This window comes from Microcoleus sp. ARI1-B5 (genome assembly GCF_036705795.1).
Classification (GTDB): Bacteria; Cyanobacteriota; Cyanobacteriia; order Cyanobacteriales; family Microcoleaceae; genus Microcoleus.
The window spans coordinates 168,227-190,312 of the sequence record NZ_JAUBVK010000012.1 but is presented as its reverse complement, the minus strand read 5'-3'; the positions used below and the strand labels follow the sequence as shown (position 1 = coordinate 190,312).

General features: G+C 48.1%; 13 protein-coding genes. 11 read left to right on the top strand and 2 right to left on the bottom strand.

All coding sequences use genetic code 11. From position 1 onward, the window contains the following. The first annotated feature begins 108 nt into the window (after positions 1-108). The 9 genes from QUB63_RS19020 to QUB63_RS18980 all read left to right on the top strand — a co-directional run bounded on the left by QUB63_RS19020 (position 109) and on the right by QUB63_RS18980 (position 13,934). Positions 109-1,602, top strand: a complete 1,494-nt coding sequence (locus QUB63_RS19020; protein WP_332946829.1) for an ABC transporter substrate-binding protein — start codon at positions 109-111, stop codon at positions 1,600-1,602. Positions 1,603-1,638: 36 nt separating this feature from the next. Next, positions 1,639-2,553, top strand: coding sequence for a VWA domain-containing protein (locus QUB63_RS19015; protein ID WP_332946828.1), 915 nt, complete (start codon positions 1,639-1,641; stop codon positions 2,551-2,553). A 388-nt stretch (positions 2,554-2,941) separates the two neighbouring features. Continuing rightward, complete coding sequence (locus tag QUB63_RS19010; protein WP_332946827.1) at positions 2,942-6,289, top strand: tubulin-like doman-containing protein; 3,348 nt, start codon at positions 2,942-2,944, stop codon at positions 6,287-6,289. A gap of 349 nt (positions 6,290-6,638) precedes the next feature. Then, the gene (locus QUB63_RS19005) at positions 6,639-8,306 is read left to right on the top strand and encodes a protein kinase domain-containing protein (RefSeq protein ID WP_332946826.1); all 1,668 of its coding nucleotides are present in this window, start codon (positions 6,639-6,641) and stop codon (positions 8,304-8,306) included. Positions 8,307-8,741: 435 nt separating this feature from the next. Further along, positions 8,742-9,344 (top strand): COP23 domain-containing protein, encoded by a 603-nt coding sequence (locus QUB63_RS19000; RefSeq protein WP_332946825.1) that lies wholly within the window; start codon positions 8,742-8,744, stop codon positions 9,342-9,344. Between the two features lie 183 nt (positions 9,345-9,527). Further along, positions 9,528-10,088, top strand: a complete 561-nt coding sequence (locus QUB63_RS18995; RefSeq protein WP_332946824.1) for a COP23 domain-containing protein — start codon at positions 9,528-9,530, stop codon at positions 10,086-10,088. 237 nt (positions 10,089-10,325) lie between these two features. After that, on the top strand, positions 10,326-12,182 hold the full coding sequence (locus QUB63_RS18990; protein ID WP_332946823.1) for a trypsin-like peptidase domain-containing protein: 1,857 nt from the start codon (positions 10,326-10,328) through the stop codon (positions 12,180-12,182). Between the two features lie 106 nt (positions 12,183-12,288). Beyond that, a complete protein-coding gene (locus QUB63_RS18985; RefSeq protein WP_332946822.1) occupies positions 12,289-12,846 on the top strand; it encodes a COP23 domain-containing protein in 558 nt (185 codons plus the stop codon). Between the two features lie 29 nt (positions 12,847-12,875). Continuing rightward, the gene (locus QUB63_RS18980; protein WP_332946821.1) at positions 12,876-13,934 is read left to right on the top strand and encodes a trypsin-like peptidase domain-containing protein; all 1,059 of its coding nucleotides are present in this window, start codon (positions 12,876-12,878) and stop codon (positions 13,932-13,934) included. Positions 13,935-14,122: 188 nt separating this feature from the next. Here the strand turns inward: QUB63_RS18980 and QUB63_RS18975 are convergent, their stop codons facing one another. Next, the gene (locus tag QUB63_RS18975) at positions 14,123-15,184 is read right to left on the bottom strand and encodes a mannose-1-phosphate guanylyltransferase (RefSeq protein WP_332946820.1); all 1,062 of its coding nucleotides are present in this window, start codon (positions 15,182-15,184) and stop codon (positions 14,123-14,125) included. A gap of 745 nt (positions 15,185-15,929) precedes the next feature. Between QUB63_RS18975 and QUB63_RS35110 the strand changes: the two genes are divergently transcribed. Further along, positions 15,930-16,154, top strand: a complete 225-nt coding sequence (locus QUB63_RS35110) for a helix-turn-helix domain-containing protein (protein WP_366930885.1) — start codon at positions 15,930-15,932, stop codon at positions 16,152-16,154. A gap of 202 nt (positions 16,155-16,356) precedes the next feature. Next, positions 16,357-16,776, top strand: coding sequence for a hypothetical protein (locus tag QUB63_RS18970; protein ID WP_332946819.1), 420 nt, complete (start codon positions 16,357-16,359; stop codon positions 16,774-16,776). Positions 16,777-16,914: 138 nt separating this feature from the next. On the opposite strand, the gene QUB63_RS18965 is transcribed toward QUB63_RS18970, so the two are convergent. After that, entirely contained in the window at positions 16,915-21,717 is a 4,803-nt protein-coding gene (locus tag QUB63_RS18965) for a glutamate synthase-related protein (protein ID WP_332946818.1), read from the bottom strand. Positions 21,718-22,086 lie beyond the last annotated feature (369 nt).

Here is a 22,086-nt window from a genome sequence, read left to right as displayed (position 1 = left end):
TGCGATGGCGTACCCAAACATAATCCAGAACAATATAGTAGTAGTCCCCACCCGCCCAGTAACAACGAGGGGGAAATCTGCTTTACGTGTGGCTTGCCGAAAGAGGCTGTGGTTCGACCAGTAGGAGGAGGAGGAGGAGGGTTTGACCTCAAAAAAATTCTGATTCCTGCAGCAGCAGTATTAGTCGTAGGCGGTGGCGGATTTGGTTTGTACAAAGCATTTTCAGGTGGCAAAACGCCAGAACCTTCTGTTGTGACAACGGGTGAAGGCACATCTACTACTGCAGGAACTGCTGCTTTACCAGGAGAACTCTTGAGCTCTAAAGCAGTTAGCGCCGCGCTAATTAGTCAAGGAGAAAAAATCCTGCTAGCAGGCGGCAAAGCTGATACTGAGAAACAAGCTGGGGCGGCGGCATTTGTAGGCAAGAATTGGGATGAGGCGATCGCCAAATATCAAGCAGCAGCCAAAACCGACGCTAACGACCCCGAAACTAAAGTTTACCTCAACAATGCCACGGCTCAAAAAACAGGAAATCCCCTGACAATCGCCGTCGTAGTTCCCATCGGTGCCAGCGCTGATGCAGCTAAGGAAGTGCTGAGAGGGGCAGCTTTATATCAAGATCAATACAACAAAAGTCCGACTGTTCCCGGTCGGTTATTAGAAATTGTAATCGTTAATGACGAAGCTGGGAAAACTCAGTCTATCGCCCAAGACTTAATTAACTCTCCTAACGTATTGGGAGTTTTGGGACACGGCATTGACAGCAGTTCTCAAGATGCGATCAAAAGCTATGAAACCGCAGGACTAGCGGCCATTTCGCCGGTCAGTTCCAGCGTTTCCATCGATGCTGCCAACAAAGCCACCTTGAAATTGACCAAGGTGCTGGAAAAAACCAATGAAATGCTGAGTGTTTACCTCCAAAAACTTGGGGAAACAGTCGCGAATTATGCTAACAAAAATCACTCGCCCGCTGCGATCGCAATTTTCTACAATTCCGACAGCGTTTACAGCAAGCAACTCAAGGAACTGTTAGTAGCCGAAGTGCCAAAAGCTAGCGGCAAAATTGTTAAAGAAGTCGATCTCAAAGCAGGTGCTACTTTTGATGCTAAATCTGCTGTGGCGGAGGTCAGCAAAGCCGGAGCAAATGTGGTATTTATGGCGATGAGCAAAGACCAAGTAGAACAGGCGATCGCGATCGCTCAAGCCAACAAAGATACAGTACCGCCTTTAGCATTAATGGGAGGCAGCGAACTTTACAATCCTACTACTTTAGTCAAAGGAGCAGATGCGATTAAAGATTTAGTCCTAGCAGTTCCTTGGAGGTGGGAAAAAGACGATCCTTTTTCCAAACAAGCCTCCGAAATTTGGCAAGGGCGAGTCAGTTGGCGCACTGCAACTGCTTTCGATGCCACCCAAGCTTTAACAGCAGCAATCAGCAGCAATCCGACGCGCGAGGGAACAGTAAAGTTTCTCACCGCAGGAACTCTAATATCGGGAACGGCTAAGGAATTTAACCTTTTCAAAGAGATTCCGTTAGTCAAAGCTGTCGAAGGTAAAGACGGCCCTCCAGGGTCTAAATATCAGTTTGATGCTGTTAAATAGTTTGCCAATTAAGTTAAAACTACTATAGGTCGATCGGTGATTAGAAATCAACGCCCGCTGTGGCAACATCCTTTATTTCAGAGACCGTTAATTGTGCTGTGCTTCTGTTTAATTGCCTCAGCACTGTTTGGCATATTAGGATTGGGTAGACCAAATATTGCAGTTGCGATCGCCCTCGATCTTAGCGGCAGCACCTACCAGCCCCAGCCCTTCAATGCTCCCGGCACAATTATGCAGCAAGAAGTGGCAGCAGTCAAAGCCTATCTAGAAATGAATTCTAAATTAAGCACCAACCCAAATACAATTCAAGTTTTTGGCATTGGCGGTGGGAAAGCTCCAGCTTTAACCAGTAACTTTAGTTCAGATACCAAAAAAGTAGAAGCAGAATTAGTCAGAGCTCTGCAAGACCCCAATTTGCCGAAATCTATCCAACCAGAACCTCCGCAAGACAGCCTTGACGTTCCCATCCGGCAGGCATTAAACGCTTTTAAAACCGTGCCGAGTACCTGTCGCGAAATTGTCATTGTTAGCGATGCAGGCATTGAGCTTTCTGGGCAAACCGTCATCGAAGCGAATGCTCAAAAAGTTAAAATTAATGGCATTACCTTCGGAGGTAAAAGTTTCGAGCCGCTCAAACAGGCTACTATAGAAACAGGAGGAATATATATTTCCGGTGCCGATGTTAACCTCAATACTTCATTTACCGAAAAAATCTTTCCTAAGCTGAATAGTAACATTAAATGGGTAATTTTTTGGTTGGGTGCTGCTTGGATTGCTTTGATGTGGACGCTGATTATGCCGCTCGATCGGTGGTTGTTTCAAGGTACTATGAAAATGAACATGACTTTAGCAGGTCAGGCTGCATTGGGCAATGCGTTTTTCTGGACGGCAAGTACGCCTAGTATTATTTGGAAATTAGTTGGCTTGCCCATTTTTGGTGACGGTTGTTAACTTTAGTCCGGCAGTCCAGCATTAGTCCGGCAGTCCAGCATTAGTCCGGCAGTCCAGCATTAGTCCGGCAGTCCAGCATTAGTCCGGCAGTCCGGCATTAGTCCGGCAGTCCGGCATTAGTCCGGCAGTCCAGCATTAGTCCGGCAGTCCAGCATTAGTCCGGCAGTCCAGCATTAGTCCGGCAGTCCAGCATTAGTCCGGCAGTCCGGCAGGGGTTAAAACCCCTGCCTCAAAGCTAAAGTCCTCTAAAGAGGACTGAGGAAAAGACTTTTAAACTCATTAGTCCTCTTTAGAGGACTTACGCTATTAGCCAGGGACTTAAGTCCCTGGCGGACTAGAGGCTTAAGTTGATACCAAGGTTAAATTAAAAACAAAAAGGAGGGGTCTTATGGCTGCTGTTGATGAAAAAAGTATGGTTCCTACTATTCTAATCGGAGTAGGAGGAACGGGTAATGAAGTATTGGCAAGAGTGCGGCGCTTAGTTGAGGAAACTTACGGAAGTTTGAAGAATTTTCCGATTATCAGTTTTCTGGTCATTGATACAGATAAAGAATACAAACTAAACAATCCTGGTGCGGGTGGAACGCCGTTTAAGGACAACGAGAAATACTTTGCTAAAGTCAGCGGTAATGAAGTTGAAAATATCATGTCCAATATGGACAACTTCCCGTGGATCGCAGATTGGTTTCCTAATGAATTAGAGCGAAATATGACGGCTTTGGAAGCGGGCGCCGGACAAATTCGCGCCTGCGGCCGGTTTGCTTTTTTTCACAACTATCACAAGATTAAGCAAGCATTTAACTCGGCGTGCGATCGCGTCAAAGGTCACGACAATTGGATGTTGGACAAATACAACGTCAAAGTAAACGGTAATGCCGTCAACGTGTTTATCACCGGCTCGATTTCTGGTGGCACCGGCAGCGGGATGATTATCGATATCGGTTATGCTGTCCGCAAGTGGCTGCAAGGACAAGCCAGTGCAACTACTACAGCCATTGTACCGATGCCTAATGCTTTTGCTGGTATCAATGTGGGCGATCGGGTGGTGGCTAACGGCTACGCAGCCTTGATGGAATTGAGCTATTTTTCCGACTACCGCACAGAATATGCAGTGAAGTACAGTCGCGGTTTGATCGATGAGATACGCGATAAAAAACCAGCTTTTGATTTCATTTATTTAGTCGGAATTAAAAACGGTGAAACTGAATTTCCCCTCGACCAAATTCGGGAAATGATCGGTCAGAATATTTTTCTGGACTTGACCTCGGATTTTGCTCCCCACAAGCGATCGATCCGAGATAATATTAAAGGCTCTTGGGCTCAACAAGATCCAAGTGGACGCAGCTATTCAAAACAATTTATGAGTTTTGGGCTGTCAGCAATTGAAATTCCGATCGCCCAAATTCGCACATCTTTATCCAATCGGCTAGCTGCTGATTTCGTGAGTTGGTGGATGAACGAATCTGTGGTATTAGTTCCCAATCTTTTGGAGGTGGTACAAAGTGACCTCAAGCGGATTCGGCTGACCGAAATGGAAATGTTGACTGACTTGAGTGCTGCGGGCGACAAGTCTTATTTAGCAGAACTTTCCGGCTGGGTAAACAGCATCCGCAACGAAATTAATGCAGATAATAAACTGCAATCCACTCAACAAGGATTGTTGGGTATTTTTGGTTCAGAAAAGGGTAAAATCCTGCAATTTGTCAATTATTTACAAAAGAAAGTCGAGGAATATCGCGGCGATCACCTGCGCGAAATGAGCCCAGACGAGCGGCTGCACGGCGATTACTTGCAAAAAATGTACGATAACCGCAACCGCATTATTAAAGAAGGACGAAAAAACCTAGAATCCGAGTTTTACACGATTCTGGAAGACCGCAACAAAGGGCCGAAATTTGCTGATGCTTTTATCGCAACAGTCCGACAAATATTTGAGAATGCTGTTGAGAAGTTTCGCCGGGAAGGAGAAAAGATTTGGGAACCAAATGAGGCTCGTTTTCAGCAACAATACCAAAAAGGTTTGGAAGATATTGTCCATTATCTAGAGAAGTTTGGTTTGAGCAAACAAGACGCTATGGAAAAGTATTGCGCTACTGCTCTGAGCGGGTTAGAGGGGAGTTTGATCGCAATTATTCAGCGCAAAAGCCGATCGCTCGGATTGGAAGTCATTATCAGGCTGCAAGAGCATTTGACGGAATTGGAAAGTCGTTTGGCTCGCTTAAATCAAAAGTTGCGCCAAAATCGCGATGACTTTCAAAAAGCAGCAGACCAACAAGCAAGCAGTGCGGATGTGCTGGTAATTAACGGCATCAAATTGTTTGACCGCCAGCAGCTAAATGATTTGTACCGAGATACGATCGAGCAATTAGCAGGTGCTTCCGAAGGTGCGAAAAGCAAGTATGAATTGGGGATGGACGGAACTTGCAGCAATTTGTCGAGTCAAGTGCTAGCAGAAGCTAGTCCGCTGTGGAAGCAAAACCGGGATGCGGATGAGGTGATGCGGCTGTTTGACTTGCCACAGTTGCAGGATGTACAAGATCCAGATTTCAAGGAAATTATCGATCAAAAAACGCGGTTGGTAATAGCAAACGCACCTAATAGCAGTCGCTTAAAACGAGATTTGGCAGCCTGCGACGGACTGTTCAAAGCGTTTAAAAATGATGAAACAGATATCCGCAATCAATTGGCGATCGCCTACAACAAATCTAAACCCCTAATTTTGCTTTCCGATGCGATACTGTTGAGTTCAGGCTTTATGCCAGCACTCAACACTAAGGCGGCTATCGTTGGCGGACGTAACGCCACCGAAGCAGCGGCAATCAAATTAATTCCTTTGATCAAAGAACGGGTGGGTAGCAGCGATGCAATTACCCCTTTGGGAGAAGCAGAACGCCACCGGATTATTTTTGTACAAGAAGTCGGCGGTTTTTCGCTGCGCTGTATTGAGGGAATGCGGGAATTGCGGCAGTCTTATCAAGATTGGAAAGGGCAATCGATCGAAGCAAAACGGGCAAAAGCGCGGGGAGAAAGCAAAGATCCTCCTATCCCAGTTCACATTCAAAAGGAAGCGCCTTTTTGGGATATCTTTCCCGAAGATGAGAAAATTTTAAAATTGGTCGTGCAAGCACGAGCATTAGATGTTTTGCGACGCGAAGAAAACCGCAATACGAAGGAAAAAGTAATCCGTTACACAATCGAAAATGTGATTGGTGGTAAAGAGAATGTCGATCTTGCGTCTAGCTGGGAAGAAACGGTGCAACTTTTGGAAGTTGTGGCCTGTCGTCCTGACAAAGAAGAGATTCAAAAACAGGTGATGGCTATCCTGACTGCGGCGGAAACTGTGCCGCAAAAACAACAGCTATTCAGCCAATTGAAAGCTTATCTCGACGCGCGGGCGACTGAATTAGACAAAGAAGGAGGAAATGAAAGTCCAGTTTATAAACGAGAGCTCAAGATTATTCAAGAGGTGATCCAAACTTACAAATTGTCTGCGCCGGAGCCAGGTCAAACTCCACCGCCTCCTCAGCCAATTCCAACTCCAGTACCTACTGGATTGGACAGAATTTATACCGATCCTACTGTGATTAATCCTCCCGGTGGTATTGCAACACCGCCAATTAAACCACAGACTTTGCCTCAGCCAGATTTTGTGTTTTGTACTAGCTGCGGGCACAAGAATCCTACTAGCTCGAAATTCTGTGCTAAGTGCGGTACGCGGCTGACTTCAGTTGGTTGAGGGTTTTTGTAGTTATGCTATGGGGAGAAACCGGGTTTCTTGGAGTTTTGCGTTTGGTAACGAGAAATGCCGATCCCCCCCAGCCCCCCTTTTTAAGGGGGGAGCAAGAGCGTCAAATTCCCTCTTTGATGGGGAGAGATTGAAAAGTTTGCGTTTGGTAACGAGAAATGATGCCCGATCCCCCCCAGCCCCCCTTTTTAAGGGGGGAGCAAGAGCGTCAAATTCCCTCTTCGATGGGGAGAGATTGAAAAGTTCTGGAAGTCCCCCTTCTTAAGGGGGATTTAGGGGGATCGAGATTTGTGTAAAAACGAAATTTCTCTAGGTTTCTGTGAAGTAGGATTAGAAAATAGTGATACCCGAACTATCGGCTGGAACTTTGATACACCAACGCTACGTAATTGACCGAATTCTGGGTCAAGGTGGATTTGGTCGCACTTATTTAGCGTTAGATAAACAAAATAATAATAATTGTGTTCTCAAGGAGTTTGCTCCGAGCAATACCAAGCCGGAGGCTTTGCGAAAAGCTCGCCAACTATTTGAGCAAGAAGCCGAAACTTTACGCAAGCTAAATCACCGACAAATCCCAGAGTTTCTGGATTGGTTTGAGGATAATGAACGCTTGTTTATTGTGCAGGAATTTGTGAATGGTAAAACTTATTCTAATTTAGGGCGAAGTAAAATTTTTTCTGAAAATGAGATCGTTCACTGGCTGCGGGATCTGCTGCCAGTGATTGTCTACATTCACGGAGAAAAGATTATTCACCGAGATATTTCGCCGGATAATATTATGTTGCCAGATGGCAAACAAAAACCGGTGCTGATTGATTTTGGTGTGGTTAAATATGCTGAGACACAGCTTATAAGTGGCAATCAGGGTGCTGCTAATTCAAATCAAACGCGGGTGGGAAAAGGAGCTTATGCTCCATCTGAACAGTTGCGGAGCGGGAAGTGTTACCCCAATAGCGATCTCTATGCTTTGGCTGTGACGGCGATCGTCCTTTTGACTGGTAAGGAACCCGATGCTTTGATGAATCATCACAATCTGGAGTGGGAATGGCGATCGCACGTGAATGTCGGGGACAAGCTGGCGGCGATACTGAACAAGATGTTGCAGGAAAAACCGAGCGATCGCTATCAGTCAGCTAGAGATGTATTAAACGCTCTCGAAAAAATTATGGGTGAACCAAATACTGAAATTAGTTCCGATCCCGGACAAGATCCAACTCAACTTCCTACAAATCCATATCCAGGGAATCCATACGAGCCTAGAAAGCCCGATCGCAATCCAAGTCAATGGAAAACGATCGCCCTAATTGTCGCTCCAATTGTGCTCTTAGTCGGTGGGGTTGCCGCCCTGGAGTCGCCTCGCATCGGTTTTTTGTGCGGCGCTCTCAATAACTGTGCTGCGGATAAACCCTTTAACGAAAGTTACAGCAGCGCGGTCAAACAGGCTGGTGACGCCCGTGTTTTGGGACAAAATGCTCAAACTGACCAAGAGTTGCAGACGGCTCGCGATCGCATGAAAAGTGCGATCGACCAACTATCAAGCATTCCGCCAACGGCCAAAGTTTACCCCGACGCCCAAAAGTTGTTACCTTCCTATCAAAGCGAGTTGACGGCGATGGAAGCGCATTTGAGTAGGGAACAACAAGCTATGAAACAATTGGAAGAAGCACAGGCGATCGCAGCCAACGCACCAAAAGAAACCGAATTATCAACAAAGAAAGCTGCGTGGATTCAAGCAGCAGACAAACTCAAAGCCATTAGTTCCGATTCCTTCGTTGCTGACAAAGTGAAAGCTCTTTTAGCAGAATGCGATCGTCAGATTAAAGACATTGAAAGTTCCGTCCCCCAAGCAGCGCCCAGCCCGCAAGCGCCCAGCCCCGAAGCAACACCAACTCCTCCTGACGACCTTTTTAGACCCCCATCTGGGAGTAGCGAGCCGACACCAGCGCCAGAATCCTCGCCCTCTGTCCCTAATGCCCCAACTCCTAAAGATGACAAACCCCTATTCTAAAAAAAATAGAATACCCAGAGTCTCGCAGCACTTTAAGTGCTGCGGGCTTCTCAGAGAAGGATATTTTATTAGGACTTACAGACGAGAGTCTGAAACCCGGTTTATTCGTAGATACTTCGAGACCAAACCAAGATTTCTCGGAGAAACCGGGTTTCTTATGGGCACCGGTGCGTAAGTCCTGTGATGTCAAATCTTTAAATTTGATTTCTAAGTTTTGGTTTATAATTCAAAGAAGCAGGCATATATACTAAAGATAGTCAGCGGACAGCGATAGCAGGTTGAATCAGGATGTTTGCTGCGAGTCAGTTATCCTTTTGAAAACCGGCTGCGACTTGTGGCACTGATTGAATATTCACCTTGTCAGAATCAGCAATTATTTCGGTCAATCATTTCGGTCAAACAAATTCATCCGATAAATAAGGAATAAAATTGCCCATGAAAATTCAGCCACCGCTATCCCTGATTACTGCATCAGCGATCGCACTTGTGACGACTATTGTCGCTAGCATCCCGACTTCTGCGCAAACCACAGGCTTCGTCTGCGGCAAAAGTGGAGGTCAGCCAGCAACTATTTTGCAAAGAGCAGGCGGCAACGTCACAATAATCAAGTGGGTCTCTAATAGTTTTTCGGAATCGGGCTTTGATGCTCAGCGCCGATGCCAACAGGTATCTGACAGATTTCAACAGTATCAAAAAATGGGAGCGCTCAAATACCTGACAACCGGAATTATCAACCGGCAACCAGTAATTTGTGTTGCCAACCGTCCGGGGGGCGACTGCGCCCGCGAGTTGCCCAACAACGGGTTGTTATTTACAGTTAAACCTGGCAGCGATGCGCGAGATACATTAACACGCTTGTTAAATTTGCGCGATCGGGCTAGCACCAATTCACTCAACGAAAGCGCGCCTTCTAAGCAAGTAGGTGTCGAAATGAACGATCGGCTTTACATCGACATGGACGAATATCTCAACAGCCAACCGGCAGAATCGGCATCTCCGCAGTCTGTGGAATCTGATGCTAGCAATCAACTTTTTTAAGATGAGATGCAGACGGCGGTTGAAACCGCGTCTACACAAATGAAGTCCGCCTCCGCGGACTGAAGAGGAACACGTAATTTTAACCGCCTGGTCTTCAACCTGCTCCCGTCACGTGCATGTTTGTGTAGACGCGATTTCAATCGCCCGGTATTCTAAAGGAGGTGATTTGTGAAATTTCGGGTATTGAATTCAATTCCAACAACATTAGCATTTACCTTGGCAAGCACAATTACTTGTAGTAGTGCCAGCAAGGCTCAAGAATTGACTTTTTTTTGCGGTACGGTTGATGGCGAACCCGCAATAATAGCTCAAACACCGCAGGGCAATATACCAGCAATTAGGTGGGTATCGAGCGACTTCCAAGTTTTAGGGATTAATTCGCGATCGCAGTGCGAACAAATGGCCCTAAAACTTCAAAAAGATTGCACCCAACAAACTGATAGCAGCCCGCAAAGAGCAGTTTGCAGCATCATCTCAGGGGGCAGCCCCTTCTCCGGAAATGCGCTAAATTCTGATTTAGGAAGTGATACTTCTGAGCAATTGGCACCTCTTTGGGGTTCGGACATTGAACTTTCACAATCCCCTGACAAATCAGCAAGATTTCCTGTTTATATTCAGATGAATGTTTTTGTAAATGGGTTTCCCCCAGCAGTTGCAGTTCCTGGCGAACCAAATATTTTCGCCAATCCTGCATCTGGCGGTAGCGTCAAACGCGAACCTGAGCCGGAGACTCCTTTGTGGTGAAAATTATCGAGATAATTCAATACGCTTGGGCCCGAGCCAGATCCCCCCTTAGCTTGCCCCCTACTCGACCCCTACTCCCCTTCCCAAGGGGGGGACAAGAATTGCTCAAAGTGCCTGCAACGATTCGGGGAATTTAGGGGAATCTCCCGGCAATAAACAGTATTAACCCAAACGTATTGCTCGATAATTCGGTAGATCGGGATCAAAAATTATTCCTTAAGATTGGGCATGGAGCAGATGAAAATTCAGTTAAAATACGGACTTTCGGCGGCACTGATCGGTGCAACGATAGCGGTCGTACAGGCGCAAAATGCTGTAGCACAAACAGCAGAACAAGTCAACAAAATTGCCGAACAAATTACAGTATTAATCGAAGGACAAAATCAGGGTTCGGGGATAATTATTGCTAGGGAAGGAAGTACCTATTATGTACTGACTGCCAAGCACGTAGTCGCGGGAGGAGGCGAATTAAAAGTCACGGGGCCCGATCGCAATTCCTTCCGAGCCGACAGCACCAACGTTATCCAATTGCCGGGGGTCGATTTGGCGATCGTGTCCTTTGTCAGCTCGGGCAATTACGAGATAGCACAATTGGCAGATTCTAAAACAGTCAGCGTCGGAGAACAAGTCTATGTTTCCGGCTGGCCGAAACCGGGAGACACGATCAAAAGACAGATCCGTCAGATGACAGCAGGACAAATTTCCGCTCGCGAACGGGTTAATGACGGCTATGAATTGATCTATACAAACCCAACTCGCCAAGGAATGAGCGGAGGGCCGATCCTCGATATTCGCGGCCGCGTGATTGGCATTCACGGACGTACAGAGGGAAGCGCAGACGATCAAGTAGTTAAAGCTTGGGTGAACTTGGGAATTCCGATCAACACTTTTGTAGAACTGGCTCCTAAAGCTTACGCGGAACAGGGAAAAGAAAAACTCAAACGGCAAAATTATCAAGGGGCGATCGCAGATTTCAGCCAAGGACTGCGATTCAATCAAAAATCCGCCGATGTTTTCAACGGTCTAGCTTATGCTAACTTTGCTCAAAAAAATTACAAAGCATCCCTAGAAAATGCCCTCAAAGCTATCCAAATTAACCCCCAATTAGCCGAAGCCTACCGCATTAGTGGCGCTAGTAACGCTCAATTGGGAAATCATAAAGAGGCGATCGCAGATTTCGATCGAGCTATCCAAATAAATTCTAACTTTGCGGATGCCTACGGGCTGCGGGGAGTCAGCCGAGCTCAAATCAAAGACTACATAGGAGCCAACTCCGACATCGCCCAAGCCATCCGCCTAGCACCCAACAGCGCGGAGGGCTACAACCGCCGCAGCGAAGTGCGCCGCATCGTCGGAGACAGCGAAGGAGCGAATGAGGACGCTCAAAAAGCAGCATCCCTGGATGGAGCATCGGGGAATGAAGACGGCTTCCAGATGGCACTCAACAGCGGACTGGGGATATCTTTGCCGAGAAACCAACAAGTTGCCAGAGTTGAGCCGCAGCAGCCGATACAGCAGCCTGTGAGGAATGTTCCCCAGCCGCGTCCAGCACCCAATAACTCCCTAGAAGCAAAGCCACCAACAGCCACACCTGCGCCAACACAACAGCCGCAGCCGCGCAGTCAGCCAGCACCTCAAGCGGTGCGACAGGCCGCAGCGCCAGGAGCGGAATCAGCAATTCAAGCCTTAATGCGCGGCCAGCAAACCTTCCGCACGCGCAACGGTGTATTTACAGGTACTGTCAGTTTGCTGGAACGCTCGTTTAACATTCAACTTCCTATATCAAAGTTCAACTTTGCCATCCACACAACTACCAGGGGAGCATATCACTATGCTCTACCTTTAAACCCCAACCAAAAAGCCTATGTGGGAGCGGTGTTTTTGACGGAAAAAGCTACTAATAACAATCCTGTAACAGTATCAATTGTGTGCGAAACCGATGAAGCCAGCAAGATCCGCCCGCCAGATCCGCTATATGTACAGGGTCAGCCGATTTGCCGTCCCGGTACGTCGCCGGTGGGTGCGAGCAATTCGCAGTCTGGAAATCCTGAGTCTTTAACGAACAATCAAGCTGTTTCCGAAAAGGAATGGTAACTTTTGCAGGCCCAAAACTAGAAATTTAAAAGGTAGAATCTCAGAAAAAATTGTTTTCTACGTTGAATTTTTTAACTTTTCACTTTGAACGCAAGGAGCGGTAATCATGATGAACAAACACAAGTTATTGAGATCGATCGCCATTGTTGGATCGATCGCCATTGCTGTAAGTGCGATCGGGACTTATGCTAGCGCTCAAAAAACCACCCTTCAAACCAGAGCATTTGTCTGCGCCAGAAGCAACGGCGCTCCCGCAAGCATTGCTCAGACCAATCAGGGTGACGTACCGGTGATTCGGTGGACTTCCGATCGTTTCCGCGATGCCGGCTACAGTCCAGAACGGCGCTGTATGGAAGTATCAGCAAGATTCCAGCAATACTTCCGAAATGGACAACTGAACTACCTGACTACTGGTATTATGAACAACCAGCAAGTAGTTTGCGTTGCCGATCGAGAAGGAGGTGATTGCACTGGATTGCTGTTTACGCTAAAACGAGGCAGCGATCCCAGTCAAGTATTAAACAGTCTACTTGCTGTGCGCGTCCGCGCTTCAGGGCCGCTAAATGAAAGCACGTCTCGTGTTTATATAGATATGAGCGAATATCTCAAACAGGCTTCTGTAGAAAATCAGCCGAATTCTCAATCTGATAGTCCTGTCTGGTAAGACTTCCGTAAATCCTGTATGTAACATTAATGAATTGGTTTCCCCTAGCATTCTTAACTTGTACTGCTGGTTTGCTAACCGGAGTGGCAGTTCAACTGCACAATCGGGGTTTTTCTGCTAAAGAACTTGTCCGCACAGATTTATTGCAGCAAACTCAAGCATCTATATTTCAACTGCGGAAGCAACCTGTGAAGTCGCCCGCACCTCAACCGCTGAATTTACCCGCAAAACCCCCAAAACCATTGTCAGGGGAGAACCAGGGAGAATCGCTTCCCCAGAGGGCAGGAGATTTATCGGAAAAAGCTATGCTCCAAAAAGCGCGTTCAATTACTGTCAAAGTGCTTTCTGGAGATAGTTGGGGTTCGGGGATTATTATTCAGCGGCAAGAACAAGTTTATACTGTGCTGACAAACGACCACGTATTGCAGTCAGGAAAAACCTATCGCCTCCAAACTCCCGACGGTAAAATTTACTCTGCCACCCGATATTTAGCAACTCAATTTACAGGCAAAGATTTAGCACTTTTGCAGTTTAGCAGTACCAAATCCGACTACAAAATAGGCGTGTTTGGAAGTTCTTCTGCGGTCAAAGAAGGGGATCGAGTATATGCGGCAGGGTTTCCTTTTGAAGCTAACAAATCAGATGCAGCGGGATGGAAATTCACGGGCGGACGAGTATCGCTAATACCTGAAAAATCCCTGGAAGACGGCTATCAACTGGGTTATAACAATCAAATTGAAAAAGGGATGAGCGGCGGGCCCGTGCTGAATTGGGCGGGTGAGGTGGTAGCTGTGAACGGAATGCACGCTTATCCGCTGTGGGGAGATCCTTATGTGTTTCAGGACGGATCGAAACCTTGTGAGCCAATGCGGCAGTTAATGGTGCGATCGAGTTGGGGAATTCCGACCGAAAAGTTTTTGCAATCAGCGCCGCAGTTCTCGACTAAAATGGCTGATAAAAAGCCTAAAGATATTAGATTGCTTCAGCAGCCGGGGGCATCGAATTTAAAAGTTTCCCAACCAGATGCTAACACTGCTACGCTGATGCAACAACAGGCTGCGGCGGCTAAAAGTTGCACTCAGCTTTAGTCTCTTCGATATATTCTGAACCCCGACAACTTCTGCGAAGTCGGGGATATATTTCAATAGGCTTGGGTTAACAATACTTCTGACAGTTTCATGACCCACTAGGCAAGAAACCCGGTTTCTACGAGTTTTGCGTTTGGTAACGAGAAATCTTACGAAGAAACCGGGTTTCTGAGGTTATCGTGCCGCCCTTACAGCAAATCTTTCAATTTGTCATCTTCTCCCAACACTTTGATTACCTGTTTGATCTCCTGCGTCCTCTCTTTTTTCACAATTAACGTTACATTCCCATCCCTGACAACTACGACATCTTCTAAACCAATGGTGACAATCACCTCATTCTCATCCGCTGCATAAAGAATGCTATCCTTGGTATCAATTCCGACGTGTTTTGCTAACTCGACATTTGGTTTGTCTCCTTGCAGCAAACGCCCGATCGCATTCCAATCGCCCAAATCGTCCCAACTAAAGCCTACGGGAAGAACACAGGCTTTTTTAGTCTTCTCCATCAGCGCGTAATCGATGCTAATTTTCGGCAATTGGGAGTAAGCAGCAGCACCTTTCGCCTCCAAAGCTGCCATCATTTCCGGTACATGATTTCGCAATTCTGTCAACACTGTGCCGACTCGAAAGACAAAAATGCCGCCGTTCCAGCTAAACTTGCCGCTGGCGACAAATTGTTCAGCCGTCGCACGATCGGGCTTTTCCGTAAACCTCGCCACCCGGTACGCAGGAAAACCGCCAAAACTGCCAATTTCCTCGCCTTGTTCGATGTAGCCGTAGCCAGTGGAAGCATAACTCGGTTTGACTCCCAAAGTGGCGATCGCACTTTCCTTCGTCGCCAAATCCGCCGCCGCCTCCAAAGTCTTAATAAACTCCTGCGGTTCCCCAATCCAGTGATCCGCCGGGAAAAACCCCACAACTGCATCCTCACCGTAACGCTTCGCAGTTTCGATCGCAGTCCAAGCCACCGCCGGCGCAGTATCCCGGCCCTCCGGTTCCGCCAGCAAATTCCCAGGAGGTAAAAGCGGCAACTGTTCCCGCACCCCGTCGGCCAACATGGACGACGTTACCACCCACAAATCCTCCCAACCGTTACCTAATTCCAAAAGTCTTTCCGCAGTAGCTTGCAGCAAACTCTTGCCGCTACCGTCGAGACTCAAAAACTGCTTGGGGCGCTGTTTGCGGCTCAGCGGCCAAAAACGTTCGCCTTTACCGCCGGCCAGAATCACAGGAATTAAGGTGTTACTCATGGTTTAAAGTTTAAACAGTTCACGTCCATTTTGCCTCGATATCGGTAGGAACACGGCAATCCCAATTGGTGTCAATTTAAGTCTAAAACTCTTGATACATCTCGTTTCTAGCCGGGGTCCGATCCCCCTCGCATCCGCCTGGTTGAAGCTACCGTGCATGCACAAGTTGGGTCGAGACTGGGATAAAGCCATGAAAGCCTTATTCAATATGGATAACCCAATTTTAATTCACGCAGCACAAATCAAAGAAACCTCGTTTGGCGACCCCCGTTTGGAAAAAAGGAAGTAACATCATGTTTACCAATGCTTTGAGCCCTTACTACCTAACTTTCTAGGACATCTCTAGCAAAGTAGCCATTTTAGGTACTTTTGAGCCCCTACCGTGACTCACCTACTTACCCCAGTGTGCCTTATTCGCGATCGCCACTAATTCTCACTTCCTGTCTCACCTGCTGGGGGAGTGTTGTTGCTTTACTGTGGCTGTATGTGCGCTATACGTGGGATCTGGATGTCCCTGAAAATCTGCAAAGTCTTTGATAGCAAGGATTTTCGGTAATGTTTAGCAGCAGGCGCAAGGCAGTGGTGTTTCCTGCTTTGCACTACAGCCAGTATACCAACCATTAGTAACACTATCACTGATTAGGCTGATGATAGTTACATATTCATTGGTAGTCTTTACATAAGAAATACTAATAGTTAGACTACTGTAAGTAAGCTAAAGTATTAATTGAGTAGTTATTAATTAATGGTTGTGAAAATCAGGCTTAAAGATGTCAGGACATCAAGATCGATCTCCCAAAACGAGTTAGCTAGAATACTGGAGATGTCGCTGGCTAACATTCAAAAAATCGAGAGAAACAAGGCAAAATCTATTCCCTTGGACACATTAGATCGGCTGTGTGAAGTTCTAAATTGCGAAGTCGGTGATTTGCTAGTTCGAGTCAGCGATGGAGAGTTAGAAGCATCGTGAGTGAAAACCAGCAGCCAGAAGAAGTCACCTCTAACCATCCCGTTACCGATAGCTGGCGATGTACAGCAATGGAAAAAAATATGGTTGGAAGTTGTTACGGATGGAGCGCAACCAAAACACTCCCCTTCTCAAGTGGGATTGCGTTTTCAATGGCAAAACCGAATTCCCCGATTACCTGGAAGAAACCGAGGAGGATTGACCAATGGGTAGAAAATACATAATTTTTCGTGCCGAATTGACTGAAGATGAAGGGGCAGATAATCGGTTGTTAGCCCACACTGGGGCCTACACTGATATCCTTGCAGAATATTTTGACTCATCCAACGCACCTATCCCCGCACCGAGGTACAGATTGCTGGAGTTTCACAGCGCTGATGGTTCCGGTTCTAGCACGCACTACCGCACTGGAGACTGGGAAGTTGTCAGGGTGGAAGAGTACCCAACCGCAATACCGACTCACGAGTTTGAGGCGATTGTTGTCGGATATTGCAAATATGTCCCCGTTCAAACTCCGCTGATACCGATGCCAAAAGCTCAGGTTTCGATCGACTCTTTTGGCGATGAGTCGGTTTATCAAGAATTTTTGGAAAGCGATGCAGTTAAAAATTACACTCCTGTTTAACTAACAGTTTAGTTTGTAGTGAGGACTTTAGTCCGCAGGATCTTGCGGACTAAAGTCCTCACTACAAACTGTCTTGTGGGTGCAAAAAAAAAAAGGGGCAACTCGCGCCGCCCCTTATCTATTTAACTGGCCGCAAAATTACGCTTTCACAGCAATTTTTTGCTCCGAAGCTTCCGGCGAATTCGCTTCACTCGGCGGCACAACTTGCCAGAACTTAGGCAAATATTCCGACCAATTTGCTAAAATCTTCTCAGCTTTCTTGCTGCCCGTTCGATCGCGCTGCATCTCAATCAACTCTTTCAACTGCGCCTCACCAGCGGCCGTAGAAACCCGCTGCATCTTCACAATCTCCCCGTTGACATGAGCCGGGAAACAGCCATCTTCATCGAGGAAATAACCCAAACCGCCAGTCATTCCAGCGCCGACGTTGCGGCCGACTTTTCCTAACACGACAATGACGCCGCCAGTCATGTACTCGCAGCAGTGATCGCCCGCACCCTCGATCACAGCTTTCGCCATGGAGTTTCGCACCGCAAACCGTTCGCCAGCTTTACCCGCAGCCAACAGAGTTCCGCCCGTCGCACCGTACAAACAAGTGTTGCCGACGATCGCATTTTCGGCAGCATCATACGTCGCATCAACGGGTGGTTCGATCGCAATTTCGCCGCCGTGCATCCCCTTACCAACGTAGTCGTTAGCTTGGCCCGACAGTCGCAGCGTCATCCCCGGCAAATTGAACGCGCCGAAGCTTTGGCCCGCGCTGCCCGTGCAGTTGAGGGTAATTTCACCGCTAAAGCCCGTGTTGCCGTGTTGCAGTGCGATCGCACCTGCTAAACGCGCTCCCACAGTGCGATCGGTATTCACCAATTTTACACTCTTGCTAACAGTGCCGTGATTGGCGATCGCACTTTGAATCTCAGCATCCGCGAGCAAATCGTCATCCAAAACCGGGCCGTTGCTGTGTACGTCGCCGTGCACCAAGAAAGATCGATCGCTCTTAGTATCCGGCAACTTCGTCAAACAATCCAAATTAATCGCTTGAGTTTTAGTTAGTTTCACCCCATCGCGCATTTTCAGCAAATCCGCGCGGCCGATGATATCTGCGATCGACTTATAACCCAACTTCGCCAACAAACTCCGCACTTCTTCTGCTACGAAATAGAAGAAATTGACAACGTGTTCCGGCGTTCCGGGGAACCGTTTCCGCAAGTGTTCCTGTTGAGTTGTCACGCCGACAGGACAACTATTCATGTGGCAAACGCGAGCCATAATGCAGCCTTCGGCAATCATTGCCACGGTGCCGAAACCGTACTCTTCGCCGCCCATCAAAGCGCCGACAATCACGTCCCAACCAGTTTTAAAGCCGCCGTCAACGCGGAGCAAAACTCGATCGCGCAACTTGTTTTCCATCAGCACTCGGTGAACTTCTGTCAATCCGAGTTCCCACGGAGAGCCTGCGTGCTTAATCGAACTAAGTGGAGACGCACCGGTACCGCCGTCGTGGCCGGAAATTTGAATTATGTCAGCATTTGCCTTGGCGACGCCCGCTGCTACAGTGCCGATACCGACTTCCGATACCAACTTCACTGAAACTCCGGCTTTCGGATTGATTTGATGCAAGTCAAAAATCAACTGCGCCAAATCCTCGATCGAATAAATGTCGTGGTGAGGAGGAGGCGAAATCAGCGTGACACCCGGTTTCGACCGGCGCAAATAAGCAATGTACTCGCTCACTTTCGGCCCCGGCAATTGACCGCCTTCACCCGGTTTCGCACCTTGTGCGATTTTAATTTCGATTTGTCGGGCGTTCATCAGGTACTCTGGAGTCACCCCGAAACGCCCCGAAGCTACCTGTTTGATGGATGAAGAAGCTGTATCGCCATTCTGCAAACCTTTCAAGTGAGGTAGCGTTTGTGAGAAACCCGCCGCGCTCACATCGTTTAGCACTTTGTAGCGCACCGGGTCTTCGCCGCCTTCGCCGGAGTTGGATTTGCCGCCGATGCGGTTCATGGCGATCGCCAAAGTTTCGTGGGCTTCCGGGGACAAAGCGCCGAGGGACATTCCGCCGGTGGCGAAGCGTTTGACAACATCTGCTACAGATTCGACTTCTTCGATGGGAATTGAAGGGCGATCGCTCGCAAAGTCGAGCAAATCCCGCAAAGCCGTTACCGGGCGATTTTCGAGCTGTTTCTTGTAAACCTCGTAATGGTCGTAGGCGGTTTCAGGATTTTTGTCACCAATTGGTGTCATTTTTGGTTCGGCATTTTTGTCACCAATTGGTGTCATTTTTGCTTCGGCATTTTTGTCACCAATTGGTGTCATTTTTGCTTCGGCCCCGTTGCCGTTACCGTTACTCTGAGCCTTAAATCCAGCAACAGCCTTGTGCAAAGCCTTGGCCATTTCCGGGCTGTTCATGTGATATTCGCCGCCCCGGCGGTACTGCACAAAGCCGAAATTTTCCAGCTTTTTCAGCAGCAATTCTGGGAAAGCCTGACTGTGGAAAGACATCATCTCGTTAGCCAATTCCGCCACGCTCAAACCGCCGATCCGAGAAACAGTGCCTTTGAAACCCAAATCGAGCAAATCGCCGCCAATGCCGATCGCCTCAAAGATTTGCGCCCCCTGATAGCTAGACAGCAGCGAAATCCCCATTTTCGACAAAATCTTCAGCAAGCCGTTTTCTACCGCCGTGCGGTATTTAGCTTGAGCCTCAGTCACCGTAATCTTGGGAACTTTGCCGTGTTCCATCAAGTTTTGGGTTTTGGTGTCAAACCACCAGCCGCGCACGCTTTCCAAGGCTAAATATGGGCAAACAGCCACCGCACCGTAACCGATCAAACAAGCGAAGTGGTGAGTGCTCCAACATTGAGCCGTATCGACAACCAGCGAAGTTTGCATCCGCATACCGACACTAATTAAGTGGTGGTGAACTGCGCCAACTGCTAGCAAGGGCGGAATGTAAGTGCATTCATCACTCAATCCCACAGCAGCAGATTCGCCTGCTTCCTTCGATGGTCGATCGCTCAAAATCAGAATTCTCGAACCGTCGCGCACCGATTTAACAGCATCTTGACAAAGTTGCTCGACTGCGCGTTGCAAACCAGCAGGCCCGGAAGTAATTTTGTAAAGCGTTGACAGTTCGGTTGCGGGGAAAGACTTTTGGTCTTTCAAGAAAGAAAGTTCAGCGTCGTTGAGTACGGGGGAATCAATCTTGAGCAGCTTGGCATTTTCCGGGATTGTTTGCAGTAAATTGCCGCGCAGGCCCACATTCATCGTCAGCGACATCACCATCCCCTCGCGCAGGGGGTCGATCGGCGGATTTGTCACTTGAGCGAACCGCTGTTTGAAATAGTTATAAAGTAACTGAGGCTTTTCTGACAATACAGCCAAGGGAATGTCATCGCCCATGCAGAAAGTCGGTTCTTTTCCAGAACTTGCCATCTCGACAATTACCATATCCAAATCTTCGGCGGTGTAGCCAAAAGCAGTTTGGGTTGCTAACAGCGTTTGCGAGTCTAGGGTTGCCGTTTCCGCAAAAGGCTGCGGCTGCAAGGTTTCGCGGTTTTGTTTGAGCCATTCGCCGTAGGGGTGGCGCTTCGCAATCCGCTGTTTTAGCTGCCAATTTTTGAGAATTTCCTTGGTTTTCAGGTCAACTGCAATCATTTGTCCCGGGCCCAAGCGACCTTTTTCGACAATATCTGCTTCGGGAATATCGACAACTCCGGCTTCGGAGGCGACAATTACCAGACCGTCTTTAGTAATGCAGTAGCGGGCCGGACGCAAACCGTTGCGATCGAGCGTAGCACCTACTTGCTTGCCGTCGCTGAACACCAGCAGCGCCGGGCCGTCCCAAGGTTCTTGAATGCCGCTGTAATATTCGTAAAAATCGACAATTTCGGGATATGGCTCCAAATCCGGCTGATTTTTGTAGGCTTCGGGCACCATAATTGTCAGGGATTCCAGGGGAGTGCGGCCGGAGTGCACCAACAATTCCATCACGTTGTCCAAGTTTGCCGAATCGCTGCTTTCGGGATTGACAATTGGGTTGAACGTGTCGATATCGGCTTGACTCCAATTCGGGTGAGATAAATTGGCTTGGCGCGCCGTCATCCAGGTAATATTGCCCAACAGCGTGTTAATTTCGCCGTTGTGTCCCAGCAAGCGCATGGGCTGGGCGAGGTGCCAGCGGGGCATGGTGTTGGTGCTGAAGCGGCGGTGATAGACGGCAAAGGCGCTTTTGTAAGCGGGATTTTTCAGGTCGAGGTAAAATTCTGCTAGTACGGCCGATCGCACCATGCCTTTATAGACGATCGTGCGGCAGGAAAAAGAGCAAGTATAAAATTCTTGGCGGGTGAAGTCGGGGCGATTTGATAGCGCGTGTCCGATCGTGCGGCGGGCCAGAAATAGCTGTCTGTCGAGCTCGTCTCCGGCTAAGTTCGGTGAACTGACAATTATTTGTTCGATTTGAGGTTGATTTTCTAGGGCTTGCGGGCCCAAAACCGACGGTACAACGGGAACTTTCCGCCATCCCACCACAGTGAAACCGCGTGCTTTCACAACTTCTTCAACCACCTGCCGCGCGGTATTCGCTTGAGTTTCATCTTGGGACAGAAACAGCATTCCCACGCCGCAGTTTTCCCGTGGGGGAGGCACAATTCCCTGTTCGGCAAACCAAGCATCCAGCAATTCCCAAGGAATCGCGGTCATCAAACCCGCACCGTCGCCGGAATCGGAGTCGGCGCTGCAACCGCCGCGGTGTTCCAGACAAGTTAAAGCTGGCAGCGCTTTTTGAATAATTGAGTGGGTAGCTTCGCCGCTTTGGTTGGCAATAAAGCCCACACCGCAGGCATCTCTTTCTTCCACTAACCAGCTTTGGCCGGCAAATGGAGTTCCTCGCTCAGTCTGATGCACGTTGCTGTTTCGATCGATCGTGTTACCCATGTTGATTGAATGTTATTTCTGTGATTGTGCGGTTGATGCGTTTTTATAGCTCGGACAGAGAAGGCTGCCGAGCGGTGGGAGCCGAGTTCACCTGAAAACAGCACATAGCAAGCTGATTTGATAAAAATTTACGTCTATGCTGCCTGTACTTAGCACTGAAACCCTGTTTGCAGATTTTAAATTATCTCGCTCGCATAGTCTCGGAGATGTCTCCTAGAATACCCTGCTGTTAAAAAGCAGTGATTCTTTGGGAAATCGCCGCCCTGCAACTAAATACATTGCAGGCGATTCCCTACGGGATAGCTGCGCTTCACGAGTTTTGTCGGTGTTTTTTTTCCTGAGTCCGCTCCCTAGCCTTGCAGCGAACAC